Source organism: Flavobacterium endoglycinae (assembly GCF_017352115.1).
In the GTDB taxonomy this organism is placed as follows: domain Bacteria; phylum Bacteroidota; class Bacteroidia; order Flavobacteriales; family Flavobacteriaceae; genus Flavobacterium; species Flavobacterium endoglycinae.
Genome location: NZ_CP071448.1, coordinates 2,974,770 through 2,995,355 on the forward strand (window position 1 = coordinate 2,974,770; position 20,586 = coordinate 2,995,355).

Sequence of the window (20,586 nt, forward strand, 5' to 3'; positions counted from 1 at the left end):
CGTTTTTAACAATTGGAATTCCTCGCAATTTATTTAAAAATTCTATTTGAGGAAAGGAAATGTAAATCAAATATTTACATAATTCAAATGTGGCTAAAATAAAATAACCGCAGATTATATAAATAATACTGCGGTTATCGTTTAAAAATTTATTTAGAATTACAGCGTTTCATCTAACCATTTAAAGAATTCACCCTGCCAAACCTGTGCATTTTGCGGTTTTAAAACCCAATGATTTTCATCTGGAAAATACACAAAACGGCTTTTGATTCCTCTTAATTGAGCAGCCTGAAAAGCTTCTTGTCCTTGACCAATTGGCACACGGAAATCTTTTCCTCCTTGGAAAATCAAAATGGGTTTATTCCAGTTCTGAACCAAAGTTGCCGGATTAAAAGTCGTGTATGCTTTTTGTGCTACAGCATTGTCTTTTTCCCAATAAGCACCGCCAAAATCCCAGTTGTTAAAGAAAACTTCTTCAGTTGTTCCTAACATTGAAACCGTATTGAAAACACCATCATGAGCAATAAAAGTTTTGAAACGGTTTTTGTGGATTCCTGCTAAATAAAATACAGAATATCCTCCGTAACTTGCACCCACACATCCTAAACGGCTTTTATCTACATAGCTTTCTTTAGAAACATCATCAATTGCAGAAAGATAATCGTCCATAACTTGTCCGCCCCAATCTTTACTGATTTGTTCGTTCCATTCAACGCCATGTCCTGGCATTCCGCGACGGTTTGGAGCAACTACCACGTAACCTTTAGCTGCCATTAAAGAGAAATTCCAACGGAAAGAATACGATTGTGTCAACGGACTTTGTGGCCCTCCTTGACAGAATAATAAAGTTGGATATTTTTTTGAGGCATCAAAATTTGGAGGAAGGATTACCCAAACCAACATTTTTTTACCATCAGTTGTTGTAACATAACGTTTTTCTGTTTTGCTTAAGGTTAATGTTTTATAGGTTTCGGTATTGATGTTTGAGATTTGTTTCCAAGTGTTTTTCTTCAAGTTATAAGAATAAATCTCACCTGCATGGTTCATGTCAGTTCTGGTAACGATGATATCATCTCCAGAAAAACCAACTAAATCATTTACATCAAAATCTCCGTTTGTCAATTGGCGAACGTTGATCGCAATTTTAGTTAAACCAGGAAAATTAACCGAGAAAAGTTGTTTTGTTCCATCAATTGGAGCTACAAAAAATACCGTTTTTCCGTCTTTGCTCCAGATAAAATTATCTACAGTTCCGTCCCAATTTGCCGTTAAGTTCGTTTTGATTCCTTTAAACTCAACAATAATATCGTTTTTATCAGATTCGTAACCGTCACGTTTCATTTGCAGCCAAGATAAATTTCCTGTTGGAGAAAACTGTGGCGCCGTATCGTACCCTAAATTGTCTTCGGTTTTGTTAGTTGTTTTTTGAGTTTCTAAGTTGTACTCGTAAATATTGGTGTTAGTCGAAATCGCATAATCAGTTCCCGCTTTTTTTTTGCACACATACAAAATGCTTTTGCTGTCTGGCGACCAGATATAATCTTCGTCACCACCAAAAGGTTTTTGCGGAGAATCGAAAGTTTCGCCTTTCATAATGTCAGTTCCTTTTGCACCGTCTTTGTTTTCTTTATAAAAAACGTGGTTAAATTTGCCTTCGTTCCAAGTATCCCAATGGCGGTAATCTAAACCATTATAAATTTGAGCATCCGATTTGTCCAGACTTGGGTAGAAATCTTTTCCTAAAACTTTCTCAATTTTTACCTCCTCATTGTAAACCACAAATTTTCCGTCAGGCGAAATATTTTTGTCTTTTAACACATCTTTCGTGTCTTTAATTTCAGTGGCATTACCTCCGTTTACGGGAATAATGTAAAGTTTAGAAGTCGATTTGTTATCGGCTACAGAAGGCGTTGAAACCTTGTAAACGATATTTTTTTCATCTTTCGAAAGTCCGAGCGGAGTTACTCGTCCTAATTTCCATAACAATTCCGGAGACATTACATTTTGTCCAATAGCATTTAAACTCATCATTATTAAGGTTGTTACTACTACTTTTTTCATAATAAAAATTCTATTTTTTTGTGTGCTAAAAATACAACAATTAAATTCCAATTAGTTAAATTCCAAATTCCAAAAATGTTAAAGTTAATGTAAGTTTTTCCGCCACGAATTCACGAATTTTTATTCTCAAAGATTATCAAAAAATAATTCGTGAATTGCTTCGCCTGTTCGCTATCGCTCGGGTTCAAATTCCAATTGTCACCCTGAGCGAAGTCGAAGGGCACAACCAGAAAGTGGCTTCGACTCCGCTCAGCCTGACAGCGTAAGCAAAATTTTAATTGGAATTTGGAATTTAAAATACTGGAATTTATCTAAAAATTGTAATTTAACCCAAGATTGAATTTGGAATTTAAATATTGGAATTTATCAAAAATATGGAACTAAGCTACTGGGAACTAAAAAACTGGTTCGCAAATATTGATTATACTATTGTAGGCAGCGGAATCGTGGGTCTGCATACCGCATTGCGCTTGCGCGAAAGATTTCCTACTGCTAAAATTCTGGTTTTAGAACGCGGAATGCTGCCACAAGGAGCCAGTACCAAAAATGCTGGTTTTGCCTGTTTTGGGAGTTTGTCTGAAATTATGGATGACCTCAAAACACATTCAGAAGATGATGTTGTGGCATTGATCGAAAAACGCTGGAAAGGACTTCAATTACTTCGAAAAACGCTGGGAGATCAGGCAATTGATTTTAAACCTCACGGCGGATATGAATTATTTTTGAAAGAAGACGAATTTGGGTTTAGCGAATGTGTTTCTAAAATCCCGTTTATCAATGAAATTTTAAAACCGCTTTTTAAAGCCGATGTTTTTTCGAAAGAAGTAGATCGATTTGGATTTTCGAATATTCACGAGTATTTAATTTTTAATCCGTTTGAAGCACAAATTGATACCGGGAATATGATGCAGGAATTGTTGAAGCAGGCAGTTTCAGCAGATATTTTAATCTTAAATCAGCAGACTGTAAAATCGTATGCCGATGCTGGAAATCATGTTGAAGTTGTCGTAAATGATTTTAGCTTTAAAACCCAAAAACTGCTTTTTGCGACCAATGGTTTTGCAGGTGAATTGACAAAAGGAGAGGTGAGGCCAGCACGAGCGCAAGTGCTTATTACAGAGCCAATTCACAATTTAGATATCAAAGGAACGTTTCATTTAGATCGCGGGTATTATTATTTCAGAAATATTAATGATCGTATTTTATTAGGCGGAGGCCGAAATCTTGATTTTGAAGGTGAAACCACAACCGAATTTGGACAGACGAAAATTATTCAAAATAAATTGGAAGATTTACTGAAAAATGTAATTTTACCAAATCAGGATTTTCAGATTGCGCACCGATGGAGCGGTATTATGGGAATTGGAAATAGTAAGAATCCTGTTGTAACGCAACTTTCTGAAAATGTGTTCTGCGGAGTACGTTTGGGTGGAATGGGAGTCGCAATAGGAAGTTTAATAGGAACAGAATTAGCAGATTTAATATAATGGCAGCAACCAAAAAACCAGCACCTAAAAAAACCGCAGCAAGCAAACCTAAACCAAAATCGTCGCCAAAGAAAAGCAATCGATCTTTTGGCGAAAAAGTAAAATGGTTTTTTATCAAAGCCGCTTTGTGGTTTTTTGGCATTTCGATTGCTTCGGTTGTATTCTTTAAATACGTTCCTGTTCCGTTTACACCTTTAATGCTGATTCGCGCCATCGAAAATAAAATGGACGGAAAAGAAGTGTATTTTGACCACGACTGGGAACCAATCGAGAAAATTTCGATGAATCTGCAAAAAGCCGTTATCGCCAGTGAAGATGGAACTTTCTTAACTCACAATGGCTTTGATTTTAAAGCACTTCAAAAAGCTTATAAAAGCAACGAACGCGGACGCCGAATTCGAGGTGGAAGTACCATTTCGCAGCAAACGGCTAAAAATGTCTTTTTATGGCAGGGGAAAAGTTATTTCCGTAAAGGTCTTGAAGCATATTTTACGGTCTTAATCGAATTGATCTGGGGCAAAGAGCGTATCATGGAAGTGTACTTAAACAGTATCGAAATGGGTGACGGAGTGTACGGAGCTTATGCCGCAACAGAACATTGGTACCGCCGAGATGCTTCGAGTTTGACACCTATGCAGGCAGCAGGTATTGCGGCGATTTTGCCCAACCCAAGAAAATTTAAAGCAACTGGTTCATCAAGTTATATCAATAGAAGAAAAGAACGAATTGTACGCGAAATGCGTTACGTTGGAAAAATAAATTACAATGGCAAAGAGAAGTAAAAATGTGATTTTTGCTTTTCTGATATTAACCACAACGTTGACTTTTGGACAAGGAAAAACTACTGAAATAGGTTTTATAACCGATAATGATTTATACACATCGTCTAAAAATGATATGTATTACACGAATGGACTTGAAATTTTTTACCGATTTTTAAGCAAGAACAACAACCAGAAAATAAACAAAGAAATCACCGAATTTAGAATAGGGCAGTATCTTTATAATCCACGATTTATTAATAAAGAAGCTGTTGATATAAACGACCGTCCGTTTGCTGGATATCTTTTTGCCGAAGTTGGAAAAAGCTTTTTCTACCAAAGTGAATCCGTTTTGAAGACTGATTTTCAAATTGGATTTGTAGGTCCGAATTCGCTTGGAGAAGATTTACAGAAAGGTTTTCACAACATGATTGGCTATAAAAAAGTGTACGGCTGGGATAACCAGATTCATAACGCTTTGGGATTGCAGGCGCACGTTGTCTATTCTAAAAAAATGTTTCCATCAAAACATAACGATTTTATAGATCTTCATTTTCAGTCAGAAGCAAATCTGGGAACTATTTTTACAGGAGTTTCTACAGGATTTATGGCAAGATTTGGATTTAAAAAACTGCTTCCCATATACGATTCGAATATGTACGATGCTTCGGTAAATGCCAATGCGCAACCTGATATTCGAGAATTTTATTTCTACGCAGCGCCAAGTGTCAATTATCAATTTTACGATGCTACAATCGAAGGCAGTATGTTTAACGATACAAGTCCGATTACTTTCGACTTAGAACCGCTTCGTTTTAATGCCGAAGCCGGTTTAAAATACCGACACAATAATTTCAATATTTCGTATTCTTTCATCTACCGCGGAAGAGAATTAAATGATCCAGGAATCGATACCAATTCAGGATATTTTTACGGATCAATCCGATTGGGATTTTTGTTGAGATAATTGATTTTCAGTATAAAAAATAAAACCTCTAGTTATGTGACTAGAGGTTTTATTTTTGTTTTAAATCGCAAAGTTATTTTCTTATAATAATATCAAAAGAAAAATTGCCATAACCCTTACCTAATAAACTTCCTTTTTGAGTTAATTGATTATTATTGGCTGCATTTGGATATTCAAAAAAATCAGAACTTTTGATAAAGTGAGATTTACTTAATTTATATTCTGTTGTGCCAAAAGTTGCTTTGTCTTCGAGATCTTCCCAACTTTTTTTGTCAACTCTTGTCATTGATTCATTTGAAGGTACGACGATTAAAGTATCACCGTTTATGCGAACTAATTTTAAAATAACACTTTTCTCAATTTCGATTGGAGTATTTTTCCACTGAGCGAGATATAAGTCATTTACTTTTGGATTATTATGTCGGTCTACTAAATCACTCGCAGTATCTTTTTGAATGTTTGTTCTAAAATAACTCAATAAAGCAACTGCCAAGACTATTATAGAAAATGACCACGGATAAATTAACTGCCAGAGTGTGCGTTTATGATTTCTTTGAAGATTATTAATTTCAATATCAAGATTGGTTAAAGTCTCTTTTGTAGTGAAAATCGAGTGATTTACGATTTTTAGCGTGTGGTTACAAGTTCCACAATGTGCTATCGTTCGTTCTCCCATTCCAAAGACCAGAATCCATGACCTCATATATCGCATATATAAAGTAATCTTTATGTTTCCTGTGGTTTTACACACAGGACATATTTCGTCAGTTAAAGTCTTAGTGATTAAAGGGACTGAATAAGAGATCATTTTTTTAATTTTCCAATTATTTCGTTTCTTTCATGGATATGCCATCTATAAAAACTTGATCAGCCAGCAGAGAAATATCATATAAAAGAGAACTGTTTCCAGATTCATCTGTTGAGTAGCCGCTTTCTGAAAATACTACTACAGATGCATTTTTTAATAGATATTCTCTTTCTTTTTTTCCTGATTTAAAAATGGTGATTTTTAGCGATTTCTTTAAGTTACGATTTGAGAACCATTCCAGTTGTTTCTGATCTGGTGTTCCTGCACAATTTAAAGACATGTCGTAATTGTTAAGTTTGTTGTCTACCACAGATTCATCTCTTTTATAAAAATAAGAATTGTTGCATTCATACGTTTTTGCATTTGCTTCATCTTCAAATTGCATTGTGATTCGAATGCCTTTTATTTTGTTTTGCGCATTGATGCTTAAAGCAAATAATAATGTTAGACCTAGAATAAGCCATTTTATTGTTTTCATTTTTAAATTAGTTTTTTTGAGTTTATTTTTTATTATTTAGCTCCTTTTGCTTGTATGCCATCTATAAAAATTTGATCTGCCATTAAAGCAAGATCGTATATAATTGGACTATTTTCATTAATAGCCGATGAAAAGGCGGTTTCTGAAAATTGTGATACAGATGTGTTTTTTAGTAAATACTCTCTTTCCTTTTTTCCTGATCTAAAAACCGTAATTTTAAGAGATTTCTTTAAATTAGGATTTGTAAACCATTCCAATTGTTTCTGGTCTGGTGTTCCCAAGCAATTTAATGTCATGTCATAATTTACAGTTTTGTTGTTTATAGCAGATTCGTCTATCTTACTAAATACAATACTGCCACACTCGTAAGTTTTTGCATTTGTCTCTCCTTCAAATTGCATTGTAATTTTAAAGCCTTGTGCTGCTTTGGTTTGTGCGTTAATACTTAAAGCGAATAATACAGATAGGCCTAGAAGTAACCATTTTGTTGTTTTCATTTTTGTTGTTTTGTTTTTTAAATTAGATATTTTTTAGAAGGAATAATTGCAAGAGATTCACAACTATTGTTTTTTTATATTTTGAAAAATGGTTTGTTTAAGTTCGATAATGTTACAGTCTAAAATTCTGACTTCTGACCATAATAAGGCACCTCTGTGTGTTTTGATGAGTTTACGAAACTGATCTCGTTTAGCAGAATTGTTTATTTTATTAATGTAGGTTTCGTTATCAGAAACTAGAATGAATAAAGAAGATTCAGTATAACCTCCATAATTGGCATCAAAACATGATGTTATATCTTCCCATTTTACAATTCCAAGTTCTGAAAAATAGGATCCAGAAAAAGAAATGCCTTCATTTGATAAAGTAATAAGAGGTTTTCTTTCTTTTAGTTTCGATATTTCTACTACCATCCATATTATTGTAACTATTAGAAAAAGAGGCATAAAAATTAGCGCTTTCGAATAGTTGTAATTTTCTGTCAAAGACTTATTACATAATTGCCAAGTTCCCCAAGTAAAGAAAAGGATTAATAGTATGTGTAGAAAAAGCCTTTTGTATACTGTCTTTCTATTTAAATAAATTTCTTTCGGAAGTTTCATTTTGTGATAACTAAAAATAACAGGCAAAATTAATTTTGCTTTGTTAAAAGAATGTCCGCTAGAGGTTTAAAGAATATCAGAATAAGGTTAAAATACAATCAGTTAGAAAACTACTTTTATAAAAGTTTTTATGCGGGATATTTGGGATCTGCCAATATTTAATATCTACCGATATTAATTTCCATTGAATTAATTCTTATGTATTCTACCAATATTCAATTTCTACGAATTAATCCACCAGGAGAAATCTGACACTATTTAATATTTGCCAATATCAATTCGATGCATAATTCCCACGAATATCTATGAATATTAATTCTACCGATAATCAATTTCTAAGAAATACTCCGCTAGGAGTTTAATATCGGTAGAATATAAGCAAACCGCTGAAATGCATCCCATAGGGATTATATTGAATTTTTTGAATGAAAATTTTGTATCTCTAATTCTTTTATCGTAATATTGCGATATAAAATTAAAATACGATGGGAGTTACTAAAACAGAGCATTTTACCGAAATACAAAATCAAATTGCTGTAATAGCTAAAGCTTTGGGACATCCTGCAAGAATTGCAATACTTGAATATCTGTTAAAAGTAAATGAATGTATCTGCGGTGATATTGTAAATGAACTTCCACTTGCACAAGCAACAGTTTCTCAGCATTTGAAAGAATTAAAACTAGCAGGTATCATAAAAGGAAATATCTCAGGAAATGCTATTTGTTATTGTATTGATGAGAAAACTATAGAAATATTAAATACTTACTTTTTAAATATCACAGAAACTATTTCGAAATCAAAATGTTGTTAAGACATTTTTTTTGATACGTATTATCGCAATATTGCATTTAACCGATAAAATAGAAAATATGAAATTATCAGAAATAAAACAGATTTTGCCAGAATTACAAAATGTTGAATTTCAATTAGAAAACGGAACTTTTGTACCAGAACATTTTCACGTAACTGAAGTTGGAATTATCAAAAAACACTTCATTGATTGTGGTGGTGTAATTAGAGAAGAACAGGTTGTAAACTTTCAACTTTGGAACGCTAATGATTTTGAACACCGATTAAAACCAGCCAAGTTATTACACATCATTGAGCTTTCTGAATCTAAACTTGGTATTGGAGATTTTGAAATTGAAGTTGAATATCAAAGTTATACAATTGGAAAGTATGATTTGGCTTTTAACGGGAAAATATTTGTTCTTCAAGATAAAACAACAGCGTGTCTGGCTCAAGATTCTTGTGGAATTCCAACAGAAAAAATGAAAGTAAATTTGGGAGATTTAAAAAATGATGTTTCATGCTGTACGCCAAATTCAGGATGCTGTTAAGAAATGAAAACAAAAATCATTACATATAAAAAAGTAATTATAATTACCACTTCGATTATTGTATTGCAGCTCATTTTTGGTTTTGATCCCAAATTCTGTATTATAAATATTGTGTGGTTGTTTGTTTAAAATTATGAAAAAGAAAATACTAATACTTTGTACCGGAAACAGCTGTAGAAGCCAGATTGCAGAAGGTTATATGAGATTTTTTGCAGGTAATAAAGCCGAAATTTACAGTGCTGGAGTAGAAACTCATGGAGTAAATCCGAAAGCTGTTTTAACTATGAAAGAAGATGGAATTGATATATCAAATCATACTTCTAACCATATTGATGAATATAATAATATCGATTTTGATTTTGTTATTACGGTTTGTGATAATGCAAAAGAAAGATGTCCTTTTTTTCCAACAAAAGCAGAAAAATTTCATTACAATTTTCCAGATCCTGCAAAGGCAACAGGAACAGATTTAGAAGTAAAAGAAGAATTTAGAAAAGTGAGGCAATTGATAAAAAAATATTGTCAAGATTTTGTCGAGAAAAATTTGAATTAAATATTTCACCAATAAAAAAGCCATTCCTGAAAAAGAAATGGCTTTTTTGCTATATTAAATTGAAAGACTATTTCTCCTTCAATAATTTCTCTAAATATTCAACTTTATCTTTTTCGGCTTGAACCAAACGCTCGTAAAGTTCTACAACTTTATCAAGTGGGTTAAAAGTACATTGATGATTACTATTATAACCATCACCAAAATTTCCTTGGCTATCATTAAAAGTATTAAAGTAATTGATCATATTTTCTTCTGAAAAACTTTTTATTGCTTCTACCGTTACACCAAGTGCTTTTGCTATTTCGATAAGTTTATCTTCGTCTATAGTTTCGCTGTTTTCTATCGCCGATATAGTTTGCTGGCTTGTACCCATAGCATACGCTAATGCTTCTTGTTTCATGTCGCGAAGTTCACGAATACGGCTTATTTTTCGCCCAATGTGATTTGGTTTTGTTGCTGTGCTCATAATTCAAAGGTATTTAAAATTTGGTTACAAAATAGCCTTTCGTAAAAAACAGCTTTTTTGAAGTAAATTACAATTTTGCTTTATTAGAATGAAACAAAAATACAATTTTTCATACAATTTTAAGATTAATTGATTTTTAAAACACCTAACTTTGCACTAACAAATTGTATATCAGTTATTCATAATTCAATTTATATAAATAGATTCGAAATTTGTGCCACTAAAAAAAAATGAAAATATTTTGAAAACGTGGGTGATAGTGATTTGATTTTTGGTATTAAGGAAATAAAACGTTTATATGGAAACGATATCTGACAATGATTTACTGAAAGAGCTTAAAACGGGAGAAAGCAAATCGTATAGATTGCTGTATAAGTTTTATTTCCCTTCTGTTGCTTCGTATATAAAGCAAAATAACGGTAATATTGAAGATGCCGAAGATATTTTTCAAGAAGCTATAATGGTATTATTTCAAAAAGTGAAAGAACCTCAGTTTGTTTTAACATCATCTTTAAAAACCTATTTGTATGCTATTTCTAAAAATTTATGGCTCAAAAAACTTCGTGATACTAGAATAAAAATTATCGATGATGAACAAAGTCTGTCAGATTATAAAAAAGAAGTAACATTTTTAGAAACAGAATCGGAAAATTTAAGAGAAGAAAAACTGGAAAATTGGCTGCAAAAAATTACAAGTCATTGCCAGAATATAATCCGAGCTTTGTTTTTTTATGAAGTGCCAATGCAGCATTTGATGGTAAAAATGGGCTGGAAAAATCCACATTCGGCAAGCAATCAAAAACATAAATGTATTCAGCAAATAAAAAAAGTAAAAGAAGATGAGGCGTAATAGCCTCTTTTTTTTTGAAAAAAAAATATTTTCTTTTTAAATGGGTGACTTTTTTAAATTATGGGTATCAATACTTATAACTTAAAAATAAAGTACGATGTTAAAATTAATTTCTGCCTATATGATAATGGCGGTAAGTTTTCTGTCATACGGACAGCAAACAAAAGGTAATCAATCCACAGCGGTTGAAACGAAAATAATTGCAGTTGTAAACAAAGCCAACTGGTGTAGCGTTTGCAAAGCAAATGGCGAAAGATTTCAAAACAACATTATGCCTTATACTACAAAAGGTGTAGCGATTGTAATTAACGACATGACTGATAAAAATACTATTGAGCAGTCAAAAGAAAACCTGAAGAAATCTTCTCTTTACAAACAGATTTATAAAACAAACCGAAAAGGAGTAGGCCGAATGCTGCAAAGCTGTGGTCTTGTTGACGGAAAAAATAAATCTATGGTAACTGGTATCGTAACTTTTATAGATGCCAAAACGCTTAAAGTAGTAAACGAAACAAGTATCGCAGCTACAGATGCAGAAATAAAAACCATTATTGATAATCTTTTAAAAGCATAAAAAAATGAAAACTAGAACAAAACTAATTCTTTGTATTATTTCAGTAGCCTTAACAGCAATGTGTATTTATCACTTCTGGGGTTAAATTAATTCATCTTTAAAAGGAAAAAAAATGAAAGAATCACTAAATGTTTGGCGTATTAAGGAGTTTGAAGGCGATGGAATAAGCTGTCCAATAGTACCTGCAAATTTACCTTTTCATAAAAAATTTGTCCTTTTCTTTTTCAGGTTTGGCGTTTGCCCAATGTGTGTAATGATGAGTTTAGGATATAACATTTCGAAACTTTTCAAAAAGAAACTAGCTAATTAAAAGCCTGATAAAATAAAATTCCCCGTAAAGTCACTGATCTTTACGGGGAATTTTTATTTTCTGATATATTGAAGTAATGTGAATTAATCTAGATTATCTAAATCCATTTCTTTCGCCAGCTGATCCCATTTTTTGTTTAGGAAATTTTTGGTTTGTTCTAAAAATTCTGGATTTACATCTTTTAAGAACTGGGCTTTTGGATTTAGTATTGCTTTTCCGTTTTCGAAATAAATATGCGCATGAACAGCATCATCTCCCCAAAAGAAAGGAAAAACAATTGCCATATTTTCTGGACTTTCGGTAACGTATTTTTCCATGCTGATGATTAAAGCAAACATCGGAATCATTTCTGAAAAGTTTTCACTAAAAAACATCATTCCCCAATGCCATTCTTCAGTTGCTTCATCGTAATCAGAAAAAGCCATCGCTTCTGGATAATTAATCCAACCGTCAATAACTTCCTGATTAATGTTGTCATTGTATGTGTAAAGTTTTTCTTGAGTCAATTCTGATTTCGAATACATCTCGCGGCTGTCCCAATAGTCAAGCCAGTTTTTATTTAATTCTGGTTTTTCCAGCGGGCTATTTAAAAATTTTTCTAACTGTGGTTTTGTGATTTTGACTTTGCAGTATAATGAACTTAATTCAGACATGATTTTAGAGTTTTGTTGCTAATTATATTTATTGCAAATAAATTTTTGTTGAAATATTTTTTATATCAATTTAGTCCCAGCGGCTTAAATTTCCTTGGGCTCTTTCAAAAAGTTCTTCAAGAACATTTTCGAGAGATCTTTCAGGAAGACCTGATTCTAAAAGTTTAAGTAATTGATTTTTAGTCTTTACCAAATCATCTTGATGACAATATAAATTCATGAAATGGCCCTTTTTATCAAAAATAAAATACTCTCCGCTTTCATAATTGTCTTCTTCAGACATAATCCAGCCAATACAAGGAAAAGCTTTGTTTATTTTTTCGGTTTCTTCTTCAGTCAGGAGTTCGTATTGCTGAAATTCGGGTCTGTCATTTCCCCAAAAAGCAATAATCATATCAATAATTCCGATCGAGTTGTGTTCAAGTTCCGCTCGTTCCTGAATTTGATTAAAAAGATTTTCAGGAGAAAAAATACGGAAGATTTCATCCGATTCTATTCCGCCTACCGTTTTGTAAAAAGTGATTAATTCTTCGGGAATAGGCTGCGAAAAATAAGGCGTAATCATTTCGATTTCCTCATTTGTGGCAGGAGCTAATTCATGGATTTCATCATATTCAAGTTCACATTCAGTAACACGGTTTTTAATTTCTTCCATTGTATATAGTATAATTTTGTAATTGTAATTCTTATCTCTTAATGACGATTATCGCACTGCAGATAAATTTCTTCATTTGATTTATCGATAATTGAAATTCCCGGACAGCCAAATGATTCATATAAAAAACCGAACACAACTTCTGGTTTATTTTTAAAAAGCTTCCCCGTCCATTGATTAATTGTTTCTGGACTTTCTTCATAATTTAATGGAGAAGGAGAAGTTCCTTCGCTCTGGCTGTATAATTTTTCAATTATAATTTCTTTTGTTTTAGCATCGGTTACCAAAAGACGTCTGCCAAAAAGAATTTTTCGATTGTCTAAATAATCCTGAAGAAAATAATTGTAATTAGCTGTTTTAAAAGCGTAAGTAGTTCCTTTTGAAGTTCCTTTTAACGTTTTTTGATCTTCGCCTTTTAAGGGTTTCGAAGGAAAATCTTTAGCAGTAATTTTTTTCCAGTCAATGGGAACTAATTTTTGTTTTGCAAACGGATTTTCTTTGCCTACATATACGATCGCATCACGATAGTATTCGCTGAAACCTTTTAGGTATTTTATATTGATTTCAAAACCAATCATAAAATCATAATTGTGATACGGCCAATCTTCTTCAGATGAATATCCGTTTAAAAAAGCGGCCGTTTTTAGATTTTTAACCAAAAAAGAAGCGAGTTTATTTTTGGCATAATCATAAACAAATACCGAATCACTTTCGGAAATATTGGTTTTAGATAAAAATCTTTTTCTGTAATTTTTTTCGAACGTAAAATATTGAGCCTTCTGTTTGCCTATTTTTTCAATATTTGGTAAAGCAAGTGTATCATTTTCTTCGCCTACAGGATAAATATCCGAAAGGGAAACAAAAGCAACATCGCTGCTGTCTTTTGGGATAAGGGTAAATAAATTGATGCTTTCTTTTAGTGAACTTTGTTCCTGGTTTTGTAAAGTATCATTTTCAACAACTGCATTTTCTGCCGAAGGTGTTTCAATGGTTTTATTTTCTTCTTTTTTGCAGGAAACTATAAAAAGAAATGAAATGACAATAATGGCGTGGTATTTTAAATTCATAGGACTATAAAGGTTTAGAAATATTTTTGTGAATAGTATGCAAACTAAATTCCGTAACAGCAGATAACACTAAAATAGGTAAAATAGAGTATGAAATTGTATGTTGTATTTCTTCGCTAAATGTATAAGTGCTCCAAGAAGATTCGCGGTCTACAAAAATGACATAATTCCAGAAAAACCAAACTGCAATTAAAAACAGAAGTTGTAGGCTGTTTTTCCAATAGACATTTTTGATCAATGAAAGAATAAGCAATACAATGATTAAAAATACAGTGGTGAAAATAGAAATAAAATTGACATCGCTAGAAAAAGAACAATCAAGACATCCGCTCGATATTTTTTCGGAAAAACTTCTCATTGCCCAATACATTTCTAAGTAAGTAGCTGTAAACAAAAGTATTGCTATTAAAGTGTATTTCTTTAAAAGATGAATGGTTTTATTTGAAAACGGTTGGCTCATTTGAAAATCTTCGGTAATATTTGTTTACAATTCACACAAAAATATAAAACATTTCTTAAAGAAATATCCTTCAAAAATTATAATGGTTTTAAAACGAAATATAATCAGAAAAGATATGCTTAACCTTTTGATAATATGATCTATAGGTTAATTTTTTACTTTTAATAAAAAATATAATTTATGGATATCAATTGGACTATAATAGGGATAGTAGCTGCACTGGTAATTATTTTGGTTGTTCTAACGGTTAGAAAAAATCAGAAAGAAAAAAAGAAACTAACAGACTTGCTGAATAACGATTTCAAAAAAACTGAGGAATATGAGGTGAATGCTGAGGATTCGGCAAATGAGAAATAGCAATCATAATTTCAATAAAAAGATAAACCCTTGTAAATTTTACTTTACAAGGGTTTTTATTTTGGTGGAGAATACCGGATTCGAACCGGTCGCCTCTACGCTGCCAGCGTAGCGCTCTAGCCAAATGAGCTAATCCCCCTGATTTTGTTTTGTTGAGAATACTGGATTTGAACAGTCGCCTTCCCGATTTTTCATCGGGACGCTCTAGCCAAATGAGCTAATCCCCCAAAATGGTCATAACAAATAAAATCAATTAATTGTCAAAAAACAAATTTCGCAGCGTTTCAGGAGAATTATTTTTCAAAAGCGTAACTTTACCTTTAAATCTATTTTTATGAGTTTAGAAAATCTAAATGGAAGTTTAGAAACTTCTTTTCAAAATACAATTGCAACAGTACAATTTGGGCATCCTGCCAGCAATTCTTTTCCACGTCAATTATTGGATAAACTTACGGCAGAGATTAATTCGTTGAGCCGAAATGAAACCGTATCTGTTATTGTTTTAAAGAGCGAAGGAGCTAAGGCTTTTTGTTCTGGCGCTTCGTTTGATGAACTTTTGCAGGTTGAAAATGAAGAAGAGGGAAAAGAGTTTTTTTCTGGTTTTGCTCATTTACTCAATGCAATGCGCAATTGCAGTAAATTAATAATCGGACGTGTTCAAGGAAAAGCCGTTGGAGGAGGAGTAGGGATTATATCGGCCTGTGATTATGTTTTTGCTGCGAAAGAAAGCGATGTAAAATTATCAGAACTCGCCATCGGAATTGGACCTTTTGTAATTGAACCCGCCGTTTCCAGAAAAATTGGCAAAACAGCAATGACCGAAATGACGCTGGCGCCACACCAATGGAAATCTGCAGAATGGGCTTTTCAAAAAGGGCTTTTCTCAGTTTTATGCGAATTGTCTGTTTTAGATGCTGAGGTTGAAAGTTATGCTCAAAAACTAAGTTCATACAATCCCGAAGCTTTACACGAAATGAAAAAGATCATTTGGGAAGGAACTGAAACTTGGGAATCGCTTTTATTCGAACGTGCCGCCATTACAGGAAAATTAGTTTTGTCTGATTTTACAAGAACGGCTTTATTACAATTTAAAAAATAATCTTTGGATAAGATCCTGCAAGGTTTTCAAAACCTTGTAGGTTTTTGATTATTACAATAGAAAATTAAATACATTAATATACCTACAAAGTTTTAAAAACCTTGCAGGATAAAAAAAAATAAAATGAAACTCATTTCCCTATTCCAAAACGTAGACGTTGCGGAAAAAATTAAAAATGCTCCAGACAGCGGTTATCAAATAGGCGTTTTGATTGGATCTTTTATTCCGTTTGTTATTTTAATCGGGATTGCTTACTGGCTGTATAACCGTGCTAAAAAAAGAGATGAAAACGGTTATTAATTTGTAAATTTGCAAGCTTAAAATTAAAAATCGATGAGTAATATCAGAATTACAAAACAATTTAGTTTCGAAACCGGTCACGCGTTGTACGGTTACGACGGAAAATGCAAAAATGTTCACGGGCACAGTTATAAATTATCAGTAACTGTTATTGGTTCTCCAATTACGGATCGATCGAATGTGAAATTCGGAATGGTGATTGATTTTTCGGATCTAAAGAAGATTGTAAAAGAAGAAATCGTCGATCAGTTTGATCACGCAACTGTTTTCAATCAGACTACACCGCATGTTGAACTGGCAAATGAATTAAAAAACCGCGGTCATCATGTCATTTTAGTAGATTATCAGCCAACCAGCGAAAATATGGTGGTTGATTTTGCAGAAAGAATCATGGCACGTTTACCAAAAGGAATTTCTCTTTTCTCACTAAAACTTCAAGAAACCGAATCTTCATTTGCAGAATGGTACGCTTCTGATAATTTATAATTAAGTTAGAAGTTAAATGTTAAAAGTTAAAGGTTATAACCGAAAACGAGTAACACTACACTTCTAACTCATAACTCCCAACGTATAACTTCTAACCCATCTATGAAAAAAATATATTTTGCTTCAGATCAGCATTTTGGTGCGCCAACTCCTGAATTGAGTTTACCCCGTGAAAAGAAATTCGTGGCTTGGCTGGATGAGGTTAAAGAAGATGCCGAAGCCATTTTTTTGTTAGGAGATTTATTTGATTTTTGGTTTGAATATAAAACAGTTGTTCCAAAGGGTTTTGTGCGCATTTTAGGAAAACTGGCTGAAATTCGTGACAGCGGAATTCCGATTTATTTCTTTGTTGGAAATCATGATTTGTGGATGAATGATTATTTCGAAACTGAATTGAATATTCCAGTCTATCATGATAATAAAGAATTTACCTTTAACGGAAAAACGTTTTTAATTGGTCACGGAGATGGAAAAGGACCTGGTGATAAAGGATACAAAAGAATGAAAAAAGTCTTTACCAATCCGTTTTCAAAATGGCTTTTCCGCTGGCTTCATCCTGACGTTGGCGTAAGTTTAGCCCAATATTTATCGGTTAAAAACAAATTGATTTCTGGCGATGAAGACATTAAGTTTTTAGGCGAAGAAAAAGAATGGCTGATTTTGTACGCTAAGCGAAAGCTGGAAACCAAACACTATAATTATTTTGTCTTTGGACATCGACATCTGCCAATGATTCGTCAAGTTGGTGAAAATTCCGAATATGTTAATTTAGGCGATTGGATTGGTTATTTTACGTACGGCGTTTTTGATGGTGAAAAATTTGAAATTAAAGAATACAAAAAATAATTACTTTTTCGCATTTGGATAAATCCCAATTTTATGCGTTCTCAAAATATAATTCGATAATTGTTTGCTGTTTGAAAGCTGAAAACTAATCGCATTTGATGATTTTTTCGGCATGTGGCATTCAATACAATTACTGGCCATTAACTTCTCAGGCATTATTTTTAAAGTCGTTTCGTTGTGTTGTAATCCTTGGTGACAACTCATACAGATTTTTGAATACGAAGCCATACTTTTAGAAGCATTTTCATGTGGATTGTGGCATGTAATACAATCCATTTTTTGACTGTTGGCAAAACATTTACTTTGCGCCATTAATCGAAATTGATTTCCATGCACATCAAATTGAGTGGTATCGTTTATACTTCTTGTTTCACGGAAATAATCAGATAAATGATCTCCGGGTTTAAAATCAAAACGAGATTTTAATTTCATACCATCGTTTCCTGCATGACAAAGCGCACAGGCGTCTAGTTTTTGTTCTCTGCTTAAAGTTTTAAAACTCGTAATGTTATTGGCAACTTTTACGTTTGGATTTTTTAAATGAAATTCAACGTGTTTTTTAGCTGGACCATGGCAGCGCTCACAGTCAATTCCGTACACAATTGTTTTTTTGTCTACAACATCTTCAACTTCCATCGACATAAAATTTCGGTCTGCCGAGCTTTGATTAAGTGCTCTGGAACTAATATTGGAACTATGGCAAGCATAACAATCCTTAACTACCATTCGGTCAAAATAAGGTTTGTCGGCAGGAAAACCTGGACTTGTAGCCCAATTGTTTATAGAATGGTAAAAAGATACTGGAAGTTCGTAGGTATTGTTGTTTTTCCAGTAAACAGAAGTTTGCGCGTGTTTGGTTCCAAAAACGATTTCAAATTTATATCTCGCTGTTTCTTTGCCGTTTTTATATAAAACCTGATACAAACTATCGCCATCTTTTTCCATGACTAGTTTGGTGTCTTTATCGTAAATGAAAGTATGATTTTTCGAATCGAAATCGCCAGAAACATTTCCTAAAATAGCTGGCGCCGTCGCTTTAAAATGCGAACTTTTGAAAGCCATTTCAGATTGCACTTTATGGCATTGAATACAGCTTTCAGATCCTGCATAATCAGTTCCGCGAGGATCAATATATTCTTCAGATTTATTATTGCAGCTGACAAAGAGAATTGCCAGAAGTGCTAAGGTTAGTCGAAATACAGCTTTTTTCATTGCTGTAAATATACTTTTTTTTGAATGGAATCAAAATATATTTCAATAATGAAAAAATGTTGTTAAAATATTTGCAATACTTCTTAATTCATCCCAACGCCATACACATATTCGTCAAGTTCGATTTTAAATAAAGAACCTTCGACCAAATCTTTAATCGATTTTAATTCGGTCATCGAAACAGCTAAATCTATTGAATTACATGGTGTTTTCAATAAAAATTTATGACAAGAATATTTCATTTCGCAGGCTTCACAACATGTGTTTTCAATCATGCTATCTTCTATTAAATCACAAAAATGATTCAATTCTTGAATGGTGAAGTAAAAACCTGTTTCCTTAAAAACCAATTGTACTTTATCGAGAATTGGCTGACTGTTTTGTTTCCAGTAAAAGGCTATTCCAAAATTGTTATGATATATTTGCTCTATTTCTCTCATCGTAAATCCTTTTATTTCAACAAATATAAATATTATTTATATTAATTCTAAATAAAAAAATCATAAAAGTTTGAAAAACTTTTTCACTCGCCAATGCATTATAAGAGCTAAAAAGTTTGGATTTGTTGCGTAAGATGAGGTAGAAATGATTTAGTTCGTCTCTTATTGAGTTTAATTCATTCTAGTGAATTAGAAAAGATTTTAAAAGTCCGCTTTTTGAAATGAATTTATATTTTTTATAGGGTTAAAAAAGATTATTTCAGCCAATTTTTTAGGTTGGAAAGAAATGCTGCCTGTTGGTCAACAAATAGATAATGCGAGCAATTATCAAGGAAAGCAAAGTGTTTTTCGCCCGTTATTGCTTTCATAGAATTAATTTGTGCTGATGAAAAAATGCCATCATCCTTTCCGTAAATTCCATAAATAGGAACTCCAGCAGTTTTGATTTTCTTTAAAAAAGGTCTGCTGTCGATATTGTTTTGTTTTTCGTTTTGATAAAAAATTAATGGAGCATTTTTATTTCGAATGTTGGTCTTGTAAAATTCTCCAGCTTCATAATCCGCGTATAGTTTTTTAGATGCTGCAGTTGGATTTGGCATTTTAAAAAAGCCATTTTCTCCAGCAAGTCCGTAACATCCTTTTCTATATTCGGCAGAATTTTTATTTAGATTCTCTACAATACTGATTTTCTTCAATTGTTCAGAATCGTTACTGTACTTTTTCTTCAATGTATATAAAATATGATCGTAGGTTTCTTGTTGCGAAAACAAAGCACCAGCCAAAACCAAAGCGCTCACATTTTGCGGATATTTATTGGTGTAAAGTGTCGCAACCAAACCGCCAAAACTATGACCTAGAATAATTGCTTTCTTTAAATGATGTGTTGCATAAATCGAATTTAGATCTTGAAAAGCTTCTTCGAAAGTAAATTTCGCATCTGGATCTGCAGATCTTCCTTCACCTCTTCGATCGTAAGCAATTACATAAAAACCTAAATCGGCTAGTTTTTGAGCCGTGGTTCCTTCAAACAAAGTCGCATTGCCGCTTGGTCCGCCGTGAATAAAAATTATGGTTTTATTCTTTTCGTTTCCGTAAGTTTTGATGTAAAGGTTTTGCCCTTTCGCGAAAAGCGAAATAGTAAGAAATAAAGCAGTTGCTAATACTTTCATTTATATAGATTGAAATTCTTTGATAAATTTATATTTAACCTGTTGGATGAAAATTTTTTAACACATAGAAACATAGCCTTTAGAGA

At 32.7% G+C, this 20,586-nt stretch carries 27 protein-coding genes and 1 tRNA gene; 14 read left to right on the top strand and 14 right to left on the bottom strand.

All coding sequences use genetic code 11. From position 1 onward, the window contains the following. Positions 1–159 precede the first annotated feature (159 nt). Positions 160–2,061 (bottom strand): S9 family peptidase, encoded by a 1,902-nt coding sequence (locus J0383_RS12945; RefSeq protein WP_207294464.1) that lies wholly within the window; start codon positions 2,059–2,061, stop codon positions 160–162. A gap of 374 nt (positions 2,062–2,435) precedes the next feature. On the opposite strand from J0383_RS12945, the gene J0383_RS12950 reads away from it, so the two are divergent. The 3 genes from J0383_RS12950 to J0383_RS12960 are packed head-to-tail and all read left to right on the top strand — an operon-like array spanning position 2,436 to position 5,276. Next, on the top strand, positions 2,436–3,548 hold the full coding sequence (locus tag J0383_RS12950) for an NAD(P)/FAD-dependent oxidoreductase (RefSeq protein WP_207294465.1): 1,113 nt from the start codon (positions 2,436–2,438) through the stop codon (positions 3,546–3,548). Beyond that, positions 3,548–4,330 carry a monofunctional biosynthetic peptidoglycan transglycosylase gene (gene mtgA / locus J0383_RS12955; RefSeq protein WP_207294466.1) on the top strand — a complete coding sequence of 261 codons (783 nt, stop codon included), beginning with the start codon at positions 3,548–3,550 and terminating at the stop codon, positions 4,328–4,330. The genes J0383_RS12950 and mtgA overlap by 1 nt, the downstream gene beginning before the upstream one ends. After that, positions 4,314–5,276 carry a lipid A deacylase LpxR family protein gene (locus J0383_RS12960; protein WP_207294467.1) on the top strand — a complete coding sequence of 321 codons (963 nt, stop codon included), beginning with the start codon at positions 4,314–4,316 and terminating at the stop codon, positions 5,274–5,276. The genes mtgA and J0383_RS12960 overlap by 17 nt, the downstream gene beginning before the upstream one ends. Before the next feature lie 73 nt (positions 5,277–5,349). Here the strand turns inward: J0383_RS12960 and J0383_RS12965 are convergent, their stop codons facing one another. From J0383_RS12965 to J0383_RS12980, 4 genes are all read right to left on the bottom strand, one after another. Beyond that, a complete protein-coding gene (locus J0383_RS12965) occupies positions 5,350–5,979 on the bottom strand; it encodes a hypothetical protein (RefSeq protein WP_207294468.1) in 630 nt (209 codons plus the stop codon). A 121-nt stretch (positions 5,980–6,100) separates the two neighbouring features. Next, a complete protein-coding gene (locus J0383_RS12970) occupies positions 6,101–6,562 on the bottom strand; it encodes a hypothetical protein (RefSeq protein WP_207294469.1) in 462 nt (153 codons plus the stop codon). 32 nt (positions 6,563–6,594) lie between these two features. Then, a complete protein-coding gene (locus tag J0383_RS12975) occupies positions 6,595–7,059 on the bottom strand; it encodes a hypothetical protein (RefSeq protein WP_207294470.1) in 465 nt (154 codons plus the stop codon). Positions 7,060–7,122: 63 nt separating this feature from the next. After that, positions 7,123–7,662 (bottom strand): STM3941 family protein, encoded by a 540-nt coding sequence (locus tag J0383_RS12980; RefSeq protein ID WP_317196706.1) that lies wholly within the window; start codon positions 7,660–7,662, stop codon positions 7,123–7,125. Between the two features lie 485 nt (positions 7,663–8,147). Here J0383_RS12980 and J0383_RS12985 point away from each other — a divergent pair, with 485 nt between their 5' ends. From J0383_RS12985 to J0383_RS12995, 3 genes are all read left to right on the top strand, one after another. Beyond that, positions 8,148–8,474 (top strand): ArsR/SmtB family transcription factor, encoded by a 327-nt coding sequence (locus J0383_RS12985; protein WP_207294472.1) that lies wholly within the window; start codon positions 8,148–8,150, stop codon positions 8,472–8,474. Positions 8,475–8,532: 58 nt separating this feature from the next. Then, positions 8,533–9,003: a DUF6428 family protein gene (locus tag J0383_RS12990; RefSeq protein ID WP_207294473.1), complete on the top strand. Its 471-nt coding sequence runs from the start codon at positions 8,533–8,535 to the stop codon at positions 9,001–9,003. A gap of 133 nt (positions 9,004–9,136) precedes the next feature. Next, the gene (locus tag J0383_RS12995) at positions 9,137–9,556 is read left to right on the top strand and encodes an arsenate reductase ArsC (protein WP_207294474.1); all 420 of its coding nucleotides are present in this window, start codon (positions 9,137–9,139) and stop codon (positions 9,554–9,556) included. Between the two features lie 67 nt (positions 9,557–9,623). Here the strand turns inward: J0383_RS12995 and J0383_RS13000 are convergent, their stop codons facing one another. Further along, on the bottom strand, positions 9,624–10,022 hold the full coding sequence (locus tag J0383_RS13000) for a helix-turn-helix domain-containing protein (protein ID WP_207294475.1): 399 nt from the start codon (positions 10,020–10,022) through the stop codon (positions 9,624–9,626). Between the two features lie 298 nt (positions 10,023–10,320). Here J0383_RS13000 and J0383_RS13005 point away from each other — a divergent pair, with 298 nt between their 5' ends. The 3 genes from J0383_RS13005 to J0383_RS13015 all read left to right on the top strand — a co-directional run bounded on the left by J0383_RS13005 (position 10,321) and on the right by J0383_RS13015 (position 11,756). Further along, the gene (locus tag J0383_RS13005) at positions 10,321–10,872 is read left to right on the top strand and encodes an RNA polymerase sigma factor (RefSeq protein WP_207294476.1); all 552 of its coding nucleotides are present in this window, start codon (positions 10,321–10,323) and stop codon (positions 10,870–10,872) included. Between the two features lie 97 nt (positions 10,873–10,969). Then, a complete protein-coding gene (locus J0383_RS13010) occupies positions 10,970–11,446 on the top strand; it encodes a hypothetical protein (protein WP_207294477.1) in 477 nt (158 codons plus the stop codon). Positions 11,447–11,558: 112 nt separating this feature from the next. Next, complete coding sequence (locus tag J0383_RS13015) at positions 11,559–11,756, top strand: hypothetical protein (RefSeq protein WP_207294478.1); 198 nt, start codon at positions 11,559–11,561, stop codon at positions 11,754–11,756. Positions 11,757–11,839: 83 nt separating this feature from the next. Here J0383_RS13015 and J0383_RS13020 read toward each other — a convergent pair whose 3' ends face one another. The 4 genes from J0383_RS13020 to J0383_RS13035 all read right to left on the bottom strand — a co-directional run bounded on the left by J0383_RS13020 (position 11,840) and on the right by J0383_RS13035 (position 14,591). Then, entirely contained in the window at positions 11,840–12,409 is a 570-nt protein-coding gene (locus J0383_RS13020) for a hypothetical protein (protein WP_207294479.1), read from the bottom strand. Between the two features lie 70 nt (positions 12,410–12,479). Then, positions 12,480–13,064, bottom strand: coding sequence for an SMI1/KNR4 family protein (locus J0383_RS13025; protein WP_207294480.1), 585 nt, complete (start codon positions 13,062–13,064; stop codon positions 12,480–12,482). 38 nt (positions 13,065–13,102) lie between these two features. Beyond that, on the bottom strand, positions 13,103–14,131 hold the full coding sequence (locus J0383_RS13030; RefSeq protein ID WP_207294481.1) for an oxidoreductase: 1,029 nt from the start codon (positions 14,129–14,131) through the stop codon (positions 13,103–13,105). A gap of 4 nt (positions 14,132–14,135) precedes the next feature. Further along, complete coding sequence (locus tag J0383_RS13035; protein ID WP_207294482.1) at positions 14,136–14,591, bottom strand: hypothetical protein; 456 nt, start codon at positions 14,589–14,591, stop codon at positions 14,136–14,138. Between the two features lie 180 nt (positions 14,592–14,771). On the opposite strand from J0383_RS13035, the gene J0383_RS13040 reads away from it, so the two are divergent. Next, positions 14,772–14,948, top strand: a complete 177-nt coding sequence (locus J0383_RS13040) for a FeoB-associated Cys-rich membrane protein (protein ID WP_207294483.1) — start codon at positions 14,772–14,774, stop codon at positions 14,946–14,948. 62 nt (positions 14,949–15,010) lie between these two features. Here J0383_RS13040 and J0383_RS13045 read toward each other — a convergent pair. Next, positions 15,011–15,087 (bottom strand) — tRNA-Ala (locus J0383_RS13045). 195 nt (positions 15,088–15,282) lie between these two features. Here J0383_RS13045 and J0383_RS13050 point away from each other — a divergent pair. The 4 genes from J0383_RS13050 (at position 15,283) to J0383_RS13065 (ending at position 17,679) form a co-directional block, all read left to right on the top strand. Continuing rightward, the gene (locus J0383_RS13050) at positions 15,283–16,047 is read left to right on the top strand and encodes an enoyl-CoA hydratase/isomerase family protein (protein WP_207294484.1); all 765 of its coding nucleotides are present in this window, start codon (positions 15,283–15,285) and stop codon (positions 16,045–16,047) included. Positions 16,048–16,170: 123 nt separating this feature from the next. Continuing rightward, complete coding sequence (locus J0383_RS13055; RefSeq protein ID WP_207294485.1) at positions 16,171–16,347, top strand: hypothetical protein; 177 nt, start codon at positions 16,171–16,173, stop codon at positions 16,345–16,347. 33 nt (positions 16,348–16,380) lie between these two features. Beyond that, on the top strand, positions 16,381–16,833 hold the full coding sequence (locus tag J0383_RS13060; protein WP_073415753.1) for a 6-pyruvoyl trahydropterin synthase family protein: 453 nt from the start codon (positions 16,381–16,383) through the stop codon (positions 16,831–16,833). 102 nt (positions 16,834–16,935) lie between these two features. Continuing rightward, positions 16,936–17,679: a UDP-2,3-diacylglucosamine diphosphatase gene (locus tag J0383_RS13065; RefSeq protein WP_207294486.1), complete on the top strand. Its 744-nt coding sequence runs from the start codon at positions 16,936–16,938 to the stop codon at positions 17,677–17,679. Here the strand turns inward: J0383_RS13065 and J0383_RS13070 are convergent, their stop codons facing one another. The 3 genes from J0383_RS13070 to J0383_RS13080 form a co-directional block, all read right to left on the bottom strand. Then, positions 17,680–18,891, bottom strand: a complete 1,212-nt coding sequence (locus tag J0383_RS13070; protein ID WP_207294487.1) for a cytochrome c3 family protein — start codon at positions 18,889–18,891, stop codon at positions 17,680–17,682. 83 nt (positions 18,892–18,974) lie between these two features. Continuing rightward, on the bottom strand, positions 18,975–19,331 hold the full coding sequence (locus J0383_RS13075; protein WP_207294488.1) for a hypothetical protein: 357 nt from the start codon (positions 19,329–19,331) through the stop codon (positions 18,975–18,977). Positions 19,332–19,585: 254 nt separating this feature from the next. Beyond that, positions 19,586–20,500, bottom strand: a complete 915-nt coding sequence (locus tag J0383_RS13080; protein ID WP_207294489.1) for an alpha/beta fold hydrolase — start codon at positions 20,498–20,500, stop codon at positions 19,586–19,588. Between the last annotated feature and the right edge of the window lie 86 nt (positions 20,501–20,586).